Below are 16,039 nucleotides of genomic sequence, written 5' to 3'. Positions count from 1 at the left end.
CTCGGCGGGGGCCGCGTCTCCAGGATGGGGCGCGGCCGCCGCGCCGCGCATCCCCCGCCGGGTGCAGCCGCGGCTGCGACCCCGGATGTAGGCGGCCGCGAGGCTTCAGGCGGTACCGCCGGGCTCGGGTCCCTCCTGTGGGGGGCCGCTGCGCAGAGGGCCGCCGTCGGCGCTCTGGCCCAAGCCCCGCATGCGCAGGCTCAGTGCGATCAGAGCGGAGCCGAAGACGATGGCGTAGACGCCGATGGCGAAGGACATCGCGATCGCCCCGCCGAAGGGCACGATCCAGATCACCAGGCCGAAGGCGACCGAGAGCGCGCCGCCGAAGATGTAGAGCCATTCACCGTGGATCTCCCGGCGCAGCCGGTAGGCGGTGAGGATCTCGAAGACGCCGGTGATGATCGCCCACAGGCCCAGCAGCACCGTCAGCACCAGCACGGTGGCCAGCGGCCAGGCCAGGATGATCAGCCCGACCACCACGCCCAGGACGGCCTCCCACACCAGCGGTGTGCGGTCGCCCTCCTGGGCCCGCAGGGCGGCCCATCCGGCGAACACACCGTCGACCAAGGCGTAGACACCGAAGACCGTGGCCAGCGCGATCGCCGTGATTCCGGGCCACAGGACCGCGACGAGCCCGAAGAGGATCGCCGCGGCGCCCCGGACGGTCAGGACCCACCAGTGCTCAGCCAGGTAGTCGAGCATGTCTCCCCCGATCGATCGACCACAGTGACGCTCTGCCCGTGTGCGCGGGCGCTGATGGTCGCGGGGGCGGAATTATTACCGAATGATGGGGCGGGACGGCACGTGGCGGTGCGATCCGCTGCGGTGCCGCGAGCAGGAATAGTACCCGGCCGGGCCGGCAGGGCGGCTCCGCCGGCGCGACCGGGTACGGCGCAGGGGCCTCAGTCGTTGTAGGAGCGCTGCTCGGGTCCGACGTAGAGCTGGCGCGGCCGGGCGATCCGGGCGGCGGGGTCCACACGCTGCTCGCGCCAGTGCGCGATCCAGCCCGGCAGCCGGCCCAGGGCGAACAGCACGGTGAACATGCTGGTGGGAAAGCCCATCGCCCGGTAGATGACGCCGCTGTAGAAGTCGACGTTGGGGTAGAGCTTGCGGTCGGTGAAGTAGGGGTCGTCCAGGGCGCGGTTCTCCAGCTGCAGCGCGAGCTCGAACAGCTGGTCGGGCTGCTCCTGGCGGTCCAGGATCTGGGCGGCCAGCCCCTTGATCTCCTTGCTGCGGGGATCGAAGTTCTTGTAGACGCGGTGCCCGAAGCCCATCAGGCGGGTGGAGCTCTCCTTGTCCTTGACCTTGGTCAGGTAGGAGTCGACGTCGCCGCCGAGGCCGCGGATCTCCTCCAGCATCTCCAGCACGGCCTGGTTGGCGCCGCCGTGCAGCGGGCCGAAGAGGGCGTTGATGCCGGCGGAGACGCTGCCGTAGAGGTTGGCCTGCGAGGAGCCCACCACGCGCACGGTTGCGGTGGAGCAGTTCTGCTCGTGGTCGGCGTGCAGGATCAGCAGCAGGTCCATCGCCTTGGCGTAGAGCTCGTCGAGCTCGCGGCTGCCGCTGTCGCCGCCGAAGGTCATGCGCAGGAAGTCCTCGACGTAGCCGAGGCTGCGGTCGGGCTCCAGCGGCTGTTCGCCCACGGAGTTGCGGTAGATGCGGGCGGCCATGGTGGGCAGCTGGGCCATCAGCAGCATGGTGGCGCGGTCGACCTGGTCGGAGTCGCCGGGGTCCACGGTGTCGGCGTAGAAGGCGGCCATGGTGTTGACGGCCGAGCCCAACTGGATCATCGGATGTCCGTCGCGCGGCAGGGCGTCGATCATGGCCCGCATCTCGGCGGGCAGCGCGGCGTTGGCGCGCAGCTGCTCGGAGAACTCCTTCAGCTCGCCGGGACCGGGCAGCTCTCCGTGGATGAGGAGGTAGGCGACCTCGAGGAAGGAGCTCCCGGACGCCAGTTCCTGGATGGGGTACCCGCGATAGCGGAGGATGCCCGCTTCGCCGTCGATATAGGTGATCTTCGACTGGCACGCGGCGGTGTTGGCGAACCCGGGGTCGAGGGTGACCATGCCGGCTTGACTCAGCAAGGTCTTGGCCTCGAAGGCCCGGTCGCCCTCGGTGCCGGTCAGCAGCGGCAGGGTGTGCGCCCCACCTTCGTACCGCAGCTCTACCACGCGCTCTTTGCCGTCTTCGCTCATGCCTGAGCAACCTTTCCAGGCGGGGATGCGGGGGATCAGGGAAAGCCGCCGTCCCGGCTCGACCATGTCTTGAGTTCAGATCTAATTAAACTCCAGTGAAGCAAAACAGTACAATTGTCGCGCATTGGCGAAGCGGTGACATGGGACACACCATTAAGCAGGTGACCGGTTTCCCATAAGGCAAAGAAACGACGATTTTCGCGCCCGCGAGAAGTGTACCTGTTTGCCGTGCGAACACGGTTGCACCCCCGGGAAACACGGGAAGCCCCCGCCACTCGGGTCCCGCCGCGCGGCGGGACCCGCGGCCCGCACGGGCTCAGCCGCCGGCGTGCGCGCGCTGCGCCTGCCACGGCCGCAGCCGCGGCAGCCACGCGGGCACGTTGCGCCGGTACTCGGCGTACTCGGCCCTGAAGGAGCGCTCCATCACCGGCTCCTCGTAGAACCGGACGAACAGCGCGACGACCGCCCAGAAGCCCAGCGCCCACGCGGCCACGCGGCCACGCCCCAGGAGCCGGACAGCAGCGCCTGGCCGGCGTTGACCGCGGTCAGCGCCACGTACATGGGGTTGCGCACGTAGCGGTTGAAGCCGTCCACCACCAGGTGCTCGGTGGGCGCGACGGGCGCCGGCGTGCCACGTGCCGCGGTGAACCTGGCGAAGGCGTGCACGCACACGTACAGGCCGGCGCAGATCAGCAGGACTCCGGCGGCCTGCGCAGCGCCCCAGAACGGCAGCGGCCGGTGGACCCCCCCAGCCGCTGATCAGCCAGGGAATGAGGCCGATCATCGTGCCCGGCGCCACGAAGAAGAACACCGTGCTGCCGACCGCCGCCGACGTGCGACTCCGCATCGTCTACTCCGCCCGCGGTACACATGATGGTCCGCCCGGCGCTGGACCGCGCACTGGGCCCGGACCTGCCCTCGGTCGACGACGCCTGCGCGATGTTCGCCGACGGGTTCCTGCGCGCCGTGGCGGCCGCGCCCGGCGGATACACCCCGGGCCCACGCGGCGGGGCCTGACCCCGGAGTCGAACCGGGCGGGCTCCGCGGCCCCCTCAGCAGACGGAGGCGACCTCTCCCCCGGTGATCGCCGCCAGCCGGTCCGGCGCGATCGGGAAGACACTGTGCGGGGTCCCCGCCGCGGCCCACACCGTGTCGAAGGCGAGCAGGTCGGCGTCGATGACCGTGCGCAGCGGGCGGTCGTGGGCCAAGGGCGGGACGCCGCCGATGCTGAACCCGGTCGCGGCCTTGACCTCCGCAGCACTGGGGCGGGTGATCTCGGCGCCGGCCGGCACGTGCTTGGCCAGCAGGCCGGTGTCGACGCGGTTGGCGCCCGAGGCGATGACCAGCAGCGGTTCGCCTCCGGCCAGGAACACCATGCTCTTGGCGATACGGGGGACCGTCGTGCCCAGCGCCTCGGCGGCTTCGGCCGCGCTGCGCGTGCTGTCGGAAAGTTCGCGCACGCGGCCCTGCTCGCCGTACTCGACGAGCGCGTCCTGCACCCGCTGGGCCTTGGCGTGCATGGAGATACCTCCCGTCGGTCGGCGGCTGACCGGGAACCGCCGTTCCATGGTGCCACGCGGCCCGGAAGCGCTCAGCCGCCTTCGGCGCCCAGCGCGCCCCGGACGCGCGCGAGCACGTCCTCGCCGGGGATCCCCGCGGGATAGACCGCCACCAGGACCGACTCCGCTCCCGCCCCGGCCCCGGACGCCGCCGACCGGGGCGCCTCGGCGGGCTCGCGCAGGAGCGCCCCCAGCGAGTCGGTCACGAACCCCATGGCCTCGTCGAAGCGGCGCCAGGGCACCGGCTCCTGCGGTGCGTGCAGCCACGACCGCAGCACGTGGTTGTGCGCCGCGATGACCGACGCGGCCAGCGCCTCGCCTGTCAGCGCGCGCCGCCCCGCCGTCTCTCCGCGGGCCAGGAAGCGGCTGAAGGCGGCCTGGTAGCGGGCGGTCATGGCGATCTCCCTGTCGCGCAGCCGGGGCACCGCGCGCACGAGGCGGAACCGGGGCACGGTGACCTCGGGCGAGCGCACGTACTCCTGGAAGACCATGCGCGCCGCGGAGCGCACGGTGGCGACAGGGTCGTCGTCGGGGGCCGCCTCCAGGAAGCGCTCGACGGTCTCGAACAGGTCGTCGTGCTCGGCGAAGAGGATGTCCTCCTTGGAGCCGAACCGGCGGAAGAGGCTGCGCCGGCTCATCCCGGCCGCGACGGCGATGTCGTCCATGGTCGTGGCCTCGTAGCCGGCTTCGGTGAAGAGCCGCACCGCCACCGCGACCACTGCGCTGCGCGCCGATCCGCCCGGCCTGGCCCGCTCGCCGTCCGTGCTCTCCGCCACCTCGGCCCCATTCCCGATCGCTGCCGCCGCGGGCGCCCGTGCCCGCCCCTACGAGTATCGGGCGTCTTTCCCCGCGGCGCACACGACACGTACTATGACACTAGATGCCAAACTTGGACACGCAGTGCCAGAAGTGGCGGACGCGGGAGCGAAGACACCAGGAAGGCGGGGAGCGTCGATGAGCGACTTCGACCTGTTCAGCATCACCGAGGAGCACCAGGAACTGCGCGAGGCCGTGCGCGCCGTCGCCGACGACAAGATCGCGCCGCACGCGGCCGACGTCGACGAGCGCTCGGAGTTCCCCAAGGCCGCCCACGACGCGCTGGTGGGCACCGACTTCCACGCCGCGCACATCCCCGAGGCCTACGGCGGCGTCGGCGCCGACGCCGTGGCGACCTGCATCATCATCGAGGAGGTGGCCCGCGCCTGCGCGTCGTCCTCGCTGATCCCGGCGGTCAACAAGCTCGGCACGATGCCGCTGATCCTGGGCGGCTCCGAGGAGGTCAAGCAGCGCTACCTGCGGCCGGTGGCCGACGGCGAGGCGATGTTCTCCTACGGCCTGTCCGAACGCGAGGCCGGCTCCGACACCGCGAGCATGCGCACCCGCGCCGAAGCCGACGGCGACGAGTGGGTTCTCAACGGGCAGAAGTCCTGGATCACCAACGCGGGTGTGAGCCGCTACTACACCGTCATGGCCGTCACCGACCCCGACGGCAAGCGGGGCGGCAACGTCAGCGCGTTCGTGGTGCACGCCGACGACCCCGGATTCTCCCTCGGCGAGCCCGAGCGCAAGCTCGGAATCAAGGGTTCGCCGACCCGCGAACTGCACTTCGACAACGTGCGCATCCCCGGCGACCGGCTCGTCGGCGGCGTCGGCGAGGGCCTGAAGATCGCGCTGCGCACCCTCGACCACACCCGCATCACCATCGGCGCCCAAGCCGTGGGCATCGCCCAGGGCGCGCTGGACCACGCGGTGGCCTACGCCAAGGAGCGCAGGCAGTTCGGCTCGGCCATCGCCGACTTCCAGGGCATCCAGTTCATGCTCGCCGACATGGCCATGAAGCTGGAGACCGCCCGCCAGATGGTCTACGTCGCCGCGGCCAAGTCCGAGCGCAGCGACTCCGACCTGTCCTTCTTCGGCGCCGCCGCCAAGTGCTACGCATCCGACGCGGCGATGGAGATCACCACCGACGCGGTCCAGCTCCTCGGCGGCGCGGGCTACGTCAAGGACTTCCCGGTGGAGCGCATGATGCGCGACGCCAAGATCACCCAGATCTACGAGGGCACCAACCAGATCCAGCGCCTGGTCATGGCCCGCCAACTGCTGAAGTAGGCCGGGGCGGCCGACCGGCCGCGCGGGTTCCCCGGCCGCGTCCGTGCGCCGCTGCGTGCGGCCACGCGGCCGGGGCGACCCGTGCTGGGCGATCGCGTCCTTCCGGGGGCCGGTTCTCGGTGGCCCCGCCCCTGGAGGGCGCGCGGGTGGCTCCGGGGCGGGCCGCTCGGCCCTGAGGGGGCGCCGCACCCGACGACATTGCATACCGCATCCAGCGCACGGTGGCCGGGGAGCCGTTCAGTCCCGCCTGTGCCACCCAGCGGTCCTCCGGTGGACTCCTGGCGCGCCCGTCTGTATCGAGTCTTCAAAAATTTCTGAAAACTCCCTAGAGTCAGATGGACCGGGCGCCACTGACACGGTGGGGCGCCACCCCAGCGGGAGGACGATGATGGACGAGGCGACCGTCGACCTGATGGATCAGCGACTCCTCGACGACCCGATCGGCGTGTATGCGCGGCTGCGTGAACAGGCTCCGCTGCACCGGGCGAGCATTCCGGGCGTCGAGGCGCCGATCTGGCTCGCCACCCGATACGAGGACGTCAAGGCGGTACTGAGCGACCCGCGTTTCGTCAAGGACGCGAACAACGTTCCCGGCACGGCCCCGCCCGACGCCGCGGACCAGCTGATCCGGGCCTACGGGCTGCCTGCGGACTACCGGCCCTACCTGGACACCATGCTGACCAAGGACGGCGCCGAGCACACCCGGCTGCGCAAGCTCGTCTCGCGCGCCTTCACCGTGCGCCGTGTCAGCGAGCTGCGCCCCGGCGTCGAGCGGATCGTGGAGCACCGCCTCGACGAACTCGGCGGCGCCGACGGCGCGGTGGAGCTGCTCGGCGAGTTCGCCCTCCCGGTCTCGGGCACCGTCATCTGCGAGCTTCTCGGAGTCGACGAGCAGGACCGGCCCCGGTGGTGCGCCTGGATCGACGAGGTCGCCTCCGGCGATCCCGCCAGGCTGGGCGACGCCTACCGCGGCATGGTGGCCCACACCCGGGAGCTGATCGAGCGGCGCCGCGCACAGCCCGCCGACGATCTGCTCACCGCATTGATCCACGCTCACGACGAGGAGAGCGGCCGACTCGGCGAAACCGAGATGATCGCGATGGTGCTGCTGCTGGTCCAGGCAGGGCACCACACCACCGCCCACCTGATCGCCAACGCCACCGTCCTGCTGAGCGACCACCCCGATCAGGCGGCCCGGCTGCGCGGCGATCCCGGACTGTGGCCCCGCGCGGTGCACGAACTGCTGCGCGTGGGCACTCCCGTCCCGTTGGGCGGCCTGGTGCAGGCGACCGAAGACCTGGAGATCGCCGGGGCTCCGGTCAAGCGCGGGGAGGTCGTGATGTGCGCCCTTCTCGCGGCCAACCACGATCCGAGCCGGTTCGCGGCCCCCGAGCGGCTCGACATCACCCGGGAACCGGCGACGGGAAGGGAGTCCCACGTCTCCTTCAGCCACGGGGTGCACTACTGCCTGGGGGCGGCGCTGGCCCGCCTCGAAGGCGAGGTGGCACTGAGCCGCCTGTTCGCCCGGTATCCGGACCTCTCGCCCGCGGAGGACCGCGCGGACCTGGAATACCGCAGCCGCCCCGGCGCGAAGGGCCTAGCCCGGCTGCCGGTCCTGCTGAACCCGAGGTGACCGGCCGCGGGCGCGGCGCCGCACCGGCCGTCCTCGTCGAGGCGTGGGAGCAGATGCCGGGCCGGTGTCGGCGTGCATGCCGGTGGCGAGCCACGGCGGATCCGCGTCAGTCCCCAGCGCCGCTGTCCGGGGCGTCTCCGAGGCGCGCGAGTACGCGCGGGCCGAGCTCGACGTCGTGCGGCGCCTGCCTGAGTTCGGCCGCATCGACGAGGAACCCCCGGCGCTCGGCCACGAGCTGCAGGGACACCCAATGGTCCGCTTCCATATTCGCCTGCGAGCGACCGCCGAACGGCTCGTCGGGGCCGACGACGACACGCGCGGTCGCACGTATGTCCTCCGCAGAGGTCCTCGCCCAACCCCCGGACGAGGTCCATCCGCGGTCGTCCAGCAGCACCACACGGCTCCCGTCGGCGAGTTCGGCCTCCTGAAGAACCGAAACGCAGACAGTATCGAGGGCCTGCTCACCGACGTCGACGAAGGTCACGAGACGTGTCACGGCGACCATGGGCGCTCCAGAGCCAACGGCGGACCTTTCTCTCCCCGAGCCCGCGCCGCCAAGCCTGATCACGCCGGCTTCCGAGGCCGGAACGCACACCCAGGCGCCGGGCCGCCGTCCTCGCTAGAGGCCTCGCCGGGGCCGGGAGGCCTGACGAGGCCGCCGGGTGCCCCACGCCGCCGCCGATGGCCCCGCCTCCCAAGCGGCAGCGAACGCGCCCGGGGCGGGCCCTAGCCGAACGACCAGCCCGACCAGCGGGTCACCTCGATCACGATGACGGGGCCGGTGGGCGGAGCGTCGCGGTAGGGGCCGTAGCGCTCCTGGAGGTGGCGGATCGCGGTGCGGTGCTCTGAGGGCGTCTCCTGGGTGTCGGTGCCGGGTTCGACGATGCGGGCGCGACCGTCGGCGCGCACCCACCACAGCTCCTCCCAGTCGTCGGAGTACTCGTCGGCGAGCAGGCACACCTGCGGGTTGGCGGCGATGTTGGCGAGCCGGCGCAGTGCGGTGGTGCGCTTGGGCTTGTTGTCGATCGCGACGACCACGGTGTCGGGTGCCTGCCCCGCGCCTTCGAGCAGGGCGAAGGTCACGGGCACGAGGTGGGGCCGGCCCTCGGCGTCGGCGGTGGCCAGGCGCGCCACCCGGGCGCGGGCGAAGGCCTCCCGACACTGTTCGGCGTTCCAGCGCATACCGCGACCCTGCCACGTGCCGCGCCTCCCTCGGAACCGCCCCGCCCTGATGCACCGGATCGGGGCGGGGCCTCAGTCCGCGGGATCGAAGGACGCCGTCATCTCGTCCAGGACCGCCCGGTTGCGGGGGAACTCCTCCTCGGTGGAGACCAGGAAGAGCGCGTAGCCCTTCTCCTCGGTGTGGAAGGCGCGGTTGACGGCGTGCATGCGGCCGCCCGAGCCGTCGAAGGTGAACTCCCAGTCCGCGGCGCTGACGTAGTCGTCGGCGTAGTCCTCTCCGAGCGATTCGACGCCCACCAACTCGTATCCGGGGAAGTTCTGCGAGAGCGCGGGCGCCTGATCGCGCCAGTCGCTCTCGGCGTGGCCGGGCGGGTCGTCGGTCTGATCGATCTGCAGATAGCCGCCGGAGGGGATGTCGAAGAAGACGCTGGTGCCTTCGCGGCGGTCGTAGGACCAGCCCTCGGGAACGTCGACCGAGAACCCTGTGTCGTCCTCGTACTCGTCCATGTCGGGGAGATCGGGCTCGTCCTCGTTGTCGCCGCCGTCCTGTTGTCCGCCGTCCTGTTGCCCGCCGCCCTGGTCCTGCCCGGCACTCGGTTGCGGGGACGAGGCCGAGGGCTGCTCGTCGTCGGGCGAGAGGCTCTCGCCCGCGGTGCCGGCCTCCTCGGGCGCGCCGCTGCGCGTGCCCAGCCACAGCACGAGCGCGAAGACCGCCGCCAGAGCCGCCAGGCCGCCCAGCACCGCCAGCGGGGCGCCGCGGCCTCGGCCGCCCACGGGACCGGAGGCAGCGCCGCCGCCCGCGGGACCGGAGGCCGCCGCCGATTCCGGGGCGCGGCCCGCGCCGCTCGCGTCCTGCACGGGCTCGGCCGAGGTCGTGGCTTGGGCGCCGCGTGCGTCGGACCCCCTGTCGGCGGCCTCCTGCAGCATCCGGGCCGCCTCCTCTACCGGGGGCCGCAGGTCGGGGTCCTTGTGCAGGAGCCGGTCCAGCACCGGCGCAAGCGCACCGGCCGACTGCGGCCGGGGTACCTCAGCGGTGACGATGGCGGTCAGCGTGGCCATCGGGGTGTCGCGGTGGAAGGGCGTCACCCCCTCCACCGCCTGGTAGAGGGTCACACCCAGCGACCACATGTCGGTGGCCGGAGTCGCCGCCTTGCCGTGCGCCTGCTCGGGCGCCAGGTAGCTGGGCGAGCCCACGAGCAGACCGGTGCTGGTGAGGTGGCTCGATCCCTCCAGGTGGGCGATGCCGAAGTCGGTCAGCACCGCGCGGTCGCCACGGGCGAGGAGCACGTTGGCGGGCTTGATGTCGCGGTGCACGATGCCGCGCTCGTGGGCGACCGCCAGCGCCGAGGCCAACTGCACGCCGATGCGCGCCGCCCGCTCGGGCTCGAAGGCGCCGTCGCGCTTGACCAGATCGCCCAGCGACGGCCCGCGCACCAGTTCCATGACGATCCACGGCCGCTCGTCGATCTCCACCACGTCGAAGACGGTGATGATCGAGGGGTGGCTGAGCTGGGCGGCGTGGCGGGCCTCCCGCAGCATCCGGGTCCGGGCCACCTCGACCTCGGCCTCGGGCAGCTGCGGCGGAATGATCAGTTCCTTGATCGCCACCGGGCGGTCCAGGAGCTCGTCGACGCCCTCCCAGACACGCCCCATGCCGCCCTCGCCGATCAGCTCGCTCAGGCGGTAGCGGCCGGACAGCAGGCGTCCCGGCTCGCTGCTCTCATTCGTCATGGGTGGGGATTCCTCGTCTCGGGGGTGGCGGGGCCCACGGCGAGGCCGCGTCAAGGCGAGTCTATGAGCAGCCGGTCGGGCGAACGGGAGCAGGCCGGGGGCCGCCGGACCGGCCCGGCACGGGCTGGGCGGCCCCCGGGTCGCGCGGTGCGCGGTCAGAGCGCCGACGGTCCGCCGCCTGAGCTGCCGCGCGACCGGGTTCCCTCCTGCGGCGGCCGGTTCCGGCCGCGCGGGCCGTCCCCCGAGCCGGCTGCTCCTGTCGGCGACACCGGTCCTGCGGCTATGGTGGACCCGTGATATGCCCTAAGTGCCAAGGCCGGATGCAGACGTTCGACCGGATGGGGATCCACCTCGAGCAGTGCGAGAGCTGCCGCGGCATCTTCCTCGACCGGGGCGAACTCGAGCAGATCATCTCCGCTGAACAGCGCCACTACGGTGCCGCCCCTCCCGGCCCGTCCGGGCCTGCGGGCACTCCCCCGCCGGTGCAGCCCTACCGCGACTCCCCGCGTCCCTACGGCGGCCACGGCGGCGGCTACAAGGACTCCCCCCGCCCTTACGGCGGCCACGGCGGCGGTTACGGCGGCGGCTACAAGGATTCCCCCCGCCCCTACGGCCAGCGCCGCAAGAAGAGCTTCCTGGAGCAGCTCTTCGACTAGCGTGCGCGCGATGCCCGCCTTCGGCGCCGTGGGCCGCGGCGCCGTTTTTCGAGACGCCCCTGTTCGAGGTGCCCTGTGAACCCGCTGATCTGCCCGGACTGCGGGGACTTCACCGACCGCCCCGACGTCGATGCGGCCGGCCCGTCGGGGGCCGTGGTGTGCTGTGCGCGGTGCGGCCACCGCGCACCGTTCCAGCGCCTGCCACTGCTCTGCGTGACCGGCCCGAGCGGCACGGGCAAGTCCACCGTCGCGCGACTGCTGCTGGAGCGGCTGTCGGCGGAGTTCGTCGTCCTGGAGCAGGACCTGCTGTGGACGGGGGGCCTGCGCGACTCCAGCACCGAGCACCCGCAGTTTCGCACCACATGGTTGCGCACCGCCGCGATGATCCACCAGAACGGCCGCCCTGTCGTCCTGTGCGGGACCGTCGTGCCGCCGGAACTGGAGGGCCTGCCCGAACGCGCGCTGTTCTCCGAGATCCGCTACCTGGGGCTGATGTGCGAACCCGACGTGCTCGCCGCGCGGCTGCGCAACCGTCCGGCCTGGCGAGAGTGGGACGAGCCCCGCATCGCCGAGATGCTCGACTACGCCCGGTGGGTCGAGGAGACCGCGCACGAAATGGACCCGCCCGTGGACCTGCTCGACACCACCCGCGTGCCGGTGGAGCACACCGCCGAGGAGGTCGCCCGCTGGGTCGAACGCGCCGCCGCGCGCGGCGGCTCCCGCACGGCCGAGGGGACGGGCGCCGCCGAAACCGCCGCCGACCCGGCGAGCGGATAGCGGCGGAGTCCGGGCCGATCCCTCGCCGACAGCGCCGTCCCCCGCCGGAGGCGGGCCGCGCGAGCGGTTACCGCGTCACCGCCTGCGGCGGAGCATCGACAGCAGATCCGACAGCGTCGCCCGGGCCGGGAACGCGGACTCGCCGGGCCCGGAATCCGGTGGCAGGGAGGACTCCTTCCACGGCGCCTCCTCCTGCGTGGGGGTCTGGGGTGGAAAGGAGACCGGAAGGCGGGTGAGCGACCGCGAGAACGGGGAGGTGCGCCACTCCAGGTCGGCGGCGTCCGCGGCCAGGCGCATTCCGGGCAGCCTGCGCAGCAGCGCCTTGAGGGCGGTGCTCGCGATCATCATGGCGAGGTCCTGCGCCGGGCAGCGGTGCGGGCCGACCCCGAACGAGAGATGGGCGCGGTTGGCGGTGCCCGCCGCCTCCTCCTCCGACGGCGCGCCCGCCATCGACTGGTTGGCCGCCGCGTAACCGAGCAGGACGGGGGATCCCGCGGGCATGACGGAACCGTTGGGCAGCGCGACGTCGGAGACCGGATACATCACCGGATAGCCGATCATCGGCGGGTCGTGCCAGAGCACATGTTCGAGCGCGTCCTCGATGTCCATGCGCCCCTCGGTGATGCCGTCCCGGAAATCGTGGTCGGTGAGGATCATCCGCACGGCGTTGCCGATGAGGTCGGCGGTGGGTTCGATGCCCGCCCCCACGATCAGCACCAGGTGCTGCAGCACCTCCTCGTCGCTGAGATCCGCCCGGTGCTCCATCAGCCACGAGGTGGCGTCTTCCCCGGGCTCCTTGCGCTTGCGGGCGATGACCTGGGAGACGACGCGCTCCAGTTCGGCGTTGGCACGCTCGGAGTCGACGGCGTCGATCATCGCGGACAAGGCGGTGATGAACCGCTTGCCGCTGTCCTCGTCGAAGCCGAACACGCGGTTCATGACCAGCAGCGGCAGAACGCGGGCGTACTCCTCGACGAGGTCGGCCTCGCCCAACTGGCAGATCCCGTCGATCAGCGCCTCGGCGGCGCGGGCGGTGTAGGCGCCGATATCAGCGGAGTCGATCCTGCCGAGACTGTCGGTGACGGCGCGGCGCAGCCGCTGGTGCTCGTCTCCGTCGGCGAAGAGCACGTTGGGACGGTGCTCCATCATGCCCAGCACACCGGCGTCGTCGGAGACCAGCCCGTCGCGCCAGTCGCTCCAGCGCCGGGCGTCGCGGCTGAACGTCTCGGTGTCGCGGCACCACGCGATGATGGTGGCGTAGTCGATGACCAGCCAACCGCGTACGCCGGGTTCGATCATCACCGGCGCGGCCGGCCCGTACGCGTCGCGAATGCGCTGGTAGACGCGCTGCGGATCACGGTGGAACTCAGGGGCGTAAAGCTCTGCGAAGGGGCATCCGTCGGGCACTCGATCGTCCTCGGGGTCGAAGGGCGTGACGGGGGCGGCACGGGTACGCACGAGTCGTCCCCCCGCGCTCCCTATGAGCCGAAACTTCCCGGAAAGGGACTTTGGGCGCAAGCACCCTAACGCCATCGGAGCAGCGTTGGAAAGACGTTATGCGACCACACGGCGACGCGGTGTACGGAGCCGGGCCCTCGACGGTGCCCGCAACGCCCGCGAACACGGGGATCCCCGTGTGCGGCGAAGGCTGGGATCCGCGCGCACGACGAAAAGGGGCGGCGGCACGCTGCCGCCGCCCCTGCGGGTCCGCTGTCTCGCGCCTCAGCGCACGGGCTCCGCCCTGCGCTCCCTCGCTGCGGCGGGCTCGCCCCCCTCGGCGCCGCCGTCTCCCCCACCGGAGGCCAGCGGACGGAAGGCGCGCAGACGCAGGCTGTTGCTCACGACGAACACGCTGGACAGCGCCATCGCCGCACCCGCGATCATCGGGTCGAGCATCCCGGCCGCCGCCAGTGGCAGCGCGAGCACGTTGTAGCCGAACGCCCAGAACAGGTTGCCCCGGATGGTGGCCAGCGTGCGGCGGGAGAGCCGAATGGCGTCGGCTGCCACCCGCAGGTCGCCGCGCACCAGGGTGAGGTCGCCCGCCTCGATCGCGACGTCGGTGCCGGTGCCCATCGCCAGGCCCAGGTCGGCCTGGGCCAGCGCGGCGGCGTCGTTCACCCCGTCGCCGACCATGGCCACCGTGCGGCCCTCCCCCTGTAGCCGCCGAACCACGGCGACCTTGTCCTCGGGCAGCACTTCGGCGATGACCTCGTCGATGCCGACCTCGGCCGCGACCGCCTCGGCAACCCCGGCGGTGTCGCCGGTCAGCAGGACCGGGCGCAGGCCGAGCGCGCGGAGGCGGACGACGGCTTCGGCGCTGGTGGGCTTGAGCGCGTCGGAGACGGCGAGCACGGCGCGGGCGGCGCCGTCCCAGCCCACCGCGACCGCGGTCCGCCCGTTGCGCCGTTCGTCGTCGGCGGCGCGCTCAAGCTCCTCGGGAAGCTCCATACCCCGCTCGGCCAGCAGGGCGGGGCGCCCCACCAGCACCCGGCGGCCCTCGACGTCACCCTCGACACCGCGACCGCCGATGGCGGCGAATCCCTCGACGCCCGGCAGCTCACCGACACGCTGCCGGGCGCCTGCGGCGACCGCGCGGCCGATGGGGTGCTCGGAGGCGTCCTCGACCGCACCGGCCAGCCGCAGCGCCTCGGCCGCCTCCACGCCCTCCGCGGGGGTGGCCTCAGCCAGGGCCATGCGCCCGGTGGTGACGGTTCCGGTCTTGTCCAGCACGACGGTGTCGACCCTGCGGGTCTGCTCCAGGACCTCGGGCCCCTTGATGAGGATGCCCAACTGCGCCCCGCGGCCGGTTCCCACCAGCAGCGCGGTCGGGGTGGCCAGGCCCAGCGCGCACGGGCAGGCGATGATCAGCACGGCCACGGCCGCGGTGAACGCCTCGGCGACGCCGCCGGCACTCAGCCAGAACCCGAGCGTGGCCGCGGCCAGCGCGATGACCACGGGCACGAACACGCCGGAGACGCGGTCGGCCAGGCGCTGGACCTCGGCCTTGCCGCTCTGGGCGTCCTCGACCAGCCTGGCCATCTGCGCGAGCTGGGTGTCGGAGCCGACGCGGGTGGCGCGGACCAGGAGCCGGCCGCCGACGTTGACCGTCGCACCGGCGACCTCCGAGCCCGGACCGACCTCCTCGGGCACGGACTCGCCGGTGAGCATGCTGCGGTCGACCGCCGAGGTGCCCTCCTCGACGCGGCCGTCGGCGGCGATCTTCTCGCCCGGGCGGACGGCGAACACGTCGCCCGCCGCAAGCCGGTCGACGGGCACCCGCTCCTCGCGGCCCTCGCGCACGACGGCGACTTCCTTGGCTCCGAGTTCGAGCAGGGCGCGCAGCGCGTCTCCGGCGCGGCGCTTGGAGCGCGCCTCGAAGTAGCGGCCGAGCAGGAGGAAGGAGGTGACGCCGGCGGCGACCTCCAGGTAGATGTCACCGCTGCCGCCGCCGCGCTCGATCGTGAAGGTGAAGGCGTGGGTCATGCCCGGCTCCCCGGCGGTGCCGAGGAACAGCGCGTACAGCGACCAGCCGAAGGCGGCCAGGGTGCCCATCGAGACCAGGGTGTCCATGGTCGCCTGGCCCAGCCGCAGGTTCTTGGCGGCGGCCCGGTGGAACGGCAGGGCGCCCCAGACCACGACCGGCGCGGCGAGGGCGAGCGAGGCCCACTGCCAGTAGGTGAACTGGAGGGCGGGGACCATGGCCAGGACGACGACCGGCACCGACAGCAGCAGGCTGACGATCGTGCGCGTGCGCAGGGCGCGCAGCGGATCCTGCCCGTCCTCGGCCTCCCCGCCCTCGGCGGCGGGGGGCGCGGGCGGCGCGGCGGTGTAGCCGGTCTTCTCGACGGTGGCGATGAGGTCGTCGGTGGTGACGCCGTCGGCGTAGGAGACCCTGGCCTTCTCCGTGGCGTAGTTGACCTCGGCGGTGACGCCGTCGAGCTTGTTGAGCTTCCTCTCGACCCGGTTCGCACACGAGGCGCAGGTCATGCCGCCGATCGCGAGTTCGATCCGGTGGGTCGAGCCCTCCGGTGTGTGCTTGAGCTCGGCGCTTTCACTGCTCATCGCGTTGGGACCTCCTCCGCGGCGGCTGCCGCCCGTCGAGAGAACGCTGGTCGGACTGCCGGGAGCCGCCTTTTCCAGCCTACGTCGGATACCGGCCTGGGGTATATCCGCGCCCACAGGCGCGGAGTCGCCGCCGGG

16 protein-coding genes are annotated in these 16,039 nt (G+C 72.4%); 5 read left to right on the top strand and 11 right to left on the bottom strand.

Features of this window, described 5'->3' with window-relative positions; all coding sequences use genetic code 11:
• Positions 1–105: 105 nt before the first annotated feature.
• The 4 genes from LP52_RS05695 to LP52_RS28240 form a co-directional block, all read right to left on the bottom strand.
• Complete coding sequence (locus tag LP52_RS05695; protein ID WP_052809478.1) at positions 106–702, bottom strand: HdeD family acid-resistance protein; 597 nt, start codon at positions 700–702, stop codon at positions 106–108.
• A gap of 200 nt (positions 703–902) precedes the next feature.
• Positions 903–2,192, bottom strand: coding sequence for a citrate synthase (locus tag LP52_RS05690; RefSeq protein ID WP_040271345.1), 1,290 nt, complete (start codon positions 2,190–2,192; stop codon positions 903–905).
• Positions 2,193–2,508: 316 nt separating this feature from the next.
• The gene (locus LP52_RS28245) at positions 2,509–2,685 is read right to left on the bottom strand and encodes a hypothetical protein (RefSeq protein ID WP_238580756.1); all 177 of its coding nucleotides are present in this window, start codon (positions 2,683–2,685) and stop codon (positions 2,509–2,511) included.
• Positions 2,616–2,858, bottom strand: coding sequence for a methyltransferase family protein (locus LP52_RS28240; RefSeq protein ID WP_238580744.1), 243 nt, complete (start codon positions 2,856–2,858; stop codon positions 2,616–2,618). The genes LP52_RS28245 and LP52_RS28240 overlap by 70 nt, the downstream gene beginning before the upstream one ends.
• 204 nt (positions 2,859–3,062) lie before the next feature.
• On the opposite strand from LP52_RS28240, the gene LP52_RS27100 reads away from it, so the two are divergent.
• Entirely contained in the window at positions 3,063–3,209 is a 147-nt protein-coding gene (locus tag LP52_RS27100; protein ID WP_157036220.1) for a hypothetical protein, read from the top strand.
• 35 nt (positions 3,210–3,244) lie between these two features.
• Here the strand turns inward: LP52_RS27100 and LP52_RS05680 are convergent, their stop codons facing one another.
• Together LP52_RS05680 and LP52_RS05675 are read right to left on the bottom strand one after the other, a co-directional pair.
• Positions 3,245–3,712 (bottom strand): YbaK/EbsC family protein, encoded by a 468-nt coding sequence (locus LP52_RS05680; RefSeq protein ID WP_040271340.1) that lies wholly within the window; start codon positions 3,710–3,712, stop codon positions 3,245–3,247.
• A gap of 71 nt (positions 3,713–3,783) precedes the next feature.
• Positions 3,784–4,527, bottom strand: coding sequence for a TetR/AcrR family transcriptional regulator (locus LP52_RS05675; protein WP_040271336.1), 744 nt, complete (start codon positions 4,525–4,527; stop codon positions 3,784–3,786).
• 178 nt (positions 4,528–4,705) lie between these two features.
• Here LP52_RS05675 and LP52_RS05670 point away from each other — a divergent pair, with 178 nt between their 5' ends.
• Entirely contained in the window at positions 4,706–5,860 is a 1,155-nt protein-coding gene (locus LP52_RS05670) for an acyl-CoA dehydrogenase family protein (protein WP_040271334.1), read from the top strand.
• Positions 5,861–6,245: 385 nt separating this feature from the next.
• Positions 6,246–7,493 (top strand): cytochrome P450 family protein, encoded by a 1,248-nt coding sequence (locus tag LP52_RS05665; protein ID WP_040271333.1) that lies wholly within the window; start codon positions 6,246–6,248, stop codon positions 7,491–7,493.
• 106 nt (positions 7,494–7,599) lie between these two features.
• Here the strand turns inward: LP52_RS05665 and LP52_RS05660 are convergent, their stop codons facing one another.
• The 3 genes from LP52_RS05660 to LP52_RS05650 all read right to left on the bottom strand — a co-directional run bounded on the left by LP52_RS05660 (position 7,600) and on the right by LP52_RS05650 (position 10,406).
• Complete coding sequence (locus LP52_RS05660) at positions 7,600–7,998, bottom strand: hypothetical protein (protein ID WP_040271331.1); 399 nt, start codon at positions 7,996–7,998, stop codon at positions 7,600–7,602.
• A gap of 221 nt (positions 7,999–8,219) precedes the next feature.
• The gene (locus LP52_RS05655; RefSeq protein WP_040271330.1) at positions 8,220–8,675 is read right to left on the bottom strand and encodes a TIGR03668 family PPOX class F420-dependent oxidoreductase; all 456 of its coding nucleotides are present in this window, start codon (positions 8,673–8,675) and stop codon (positions 8,220–8,222) included.
• A gap of 72 nt (positions 8,676–8,747) precedes the next feature.
• Entirely contained in the window at positions 8,748–10,406 is a 1,659-nt protein-coding gene (locus LP52_RS05650) for a serine/threonine-protein kinase (protein ID WP_040271328.1), read from the bottom strand.
• 293 nt (positions 10,407–10,699) lie between these two features.
• Here LP52_RS05650 and LP52_RS05645 point away from each other — a divergent pair, with 293 nt between their 5' ends.
• Complete coding sequence (locus LP52_RS05645; RefSeq protein ID WP_084722929.1) at positions 10,700–11,062, top strand: TFIIB-type zinc ribbon-containing protein; 363 nt, start codon at positions 10,700–10,702, stop codon at positions 11,060–11,062.
• A gap of 75 nt (positions 11,063–11,137) precedes the next feature.
• On the top strand, positions 11,138–11,839 hold the full coding sequence (locus LP52_RS05640; RefSeq protein ID WP_052809477.1) for an AAA family ATPase: 702 nt from the start codon (positions 11,138–11,140) through the stop codon (positions 11,837–11,839).
• A gap of 75 nt (positions 11,840–11,914) precedes the next feature.
• On the opposite strand, the gene LP52_RS05635 is transcribed toward LP52_RS05640, so the two are convergent.
• Positions 11,915–13,297, bottom strand: coding sequence for a cytochrome P450 (locus tag LP52_RS05635; RefSeq protein ID WP_238580743.1), 1,383 nt, complete (start codon positions 13,295–13,297; stop codon positions 11,915–11,917).
• Positions 13,298–13,561: 264 nt separating this feature from the next.
• A complete protein-coding gene (locus LP52_RS05630; protein WP_052809476.1) occupies positions 13,562–15,901 on the bottom strand; it encodes a heavy metal translocating P-type ATPase in 2,340 nt (779 codons plus the stop codon).
• Positions 15,902–16,039 lie beyond the last annotated feature (138 nt).

This window comes from Streptomonospora alba (genome assembly GCF_000826685.1).
Lineage (GTDB): Bacteria > Actinomycetota > Actinomycetes > Streptosporangiales > Streptosporangiaceae > Streptomonospora > Streptomonospora alba.
This window is presented reverse-complemented; position numbering and strand designations above follow the sequence as displayed.

Bases quoted from the DNA above. Each gene is read 5' to 3' on its own strand.
- LP52_RS05695 (WP_052809478.1), bottom strand. From the start codon at position 702: ATGCTCGACTACCTGGCTGAGCACTGGTGGGTCCTGACCGTCCGGGGC.
- LP52_RS05690 (WP_040271345.1), bottom strand. From the start codon at position 2,192: ATGAGCGAAGACGGCAAAGAGCGCGTGGTAGAGCTGCGGTACGAAGGT.
- LP52_RS27100 (WP_157036220.1), top strand. From the start codon at position 3,063: ATGATGGTCCGCCCGGCGCTGGACCGCGCACTGGGCCCGGACCTGCCC.
- LP52_RS05680 (WP_040271340.1), bottom strand. From the start codon at position 3,712: ATGCACGCCAAGGCCCAGCGGGTGCAGGACGCGCTCGTCGAGTACGGC.
- LP52_RS05670 (WP_040271334.1), top strand. From the start codon at position 4,706: ATGAGCGACTTCGACCTGTTCAGCATCACCGAGGAGCACCAGGAACTG.
- LP52_RS05665 (WP_040271333.1), top strand. From the start codon at position 6,246: ATGATGGACGAGGCGACCGTCGACCTGATGGATCAGCGACTCCTCGAC.
- LP52_RS05660 (WP_040271331.1), bottom strand. From the start codon at position 7,998: ATGGTCGCCGTGACACGTCTCGTGACCTTCGTCGACGTCGGTGAGCAG.
- LP52_RS05655 (WP_040271330.1), bottom strand. From the start codon at position 8,675: ATGCGCTGGAACGCCGAACAGTGTCGGGAGGCCTTCGCCCGCGCCCGG.
- LP52_RS05650 (WP_040271328.1), bottom strand. From the start codon at position 10,406: ATGACGAATGAGAGCAGCGAGCCGGGACGCCTGCTGTCCGGCCGCTAC.
- LP52_RS05630 (WP_052809476.1), bottom strand. From the start codon at position 15,901: ATGAGCAGTGAAAGCGCCGAGCTCAAGCACACACCGGAGGGCTCGACC.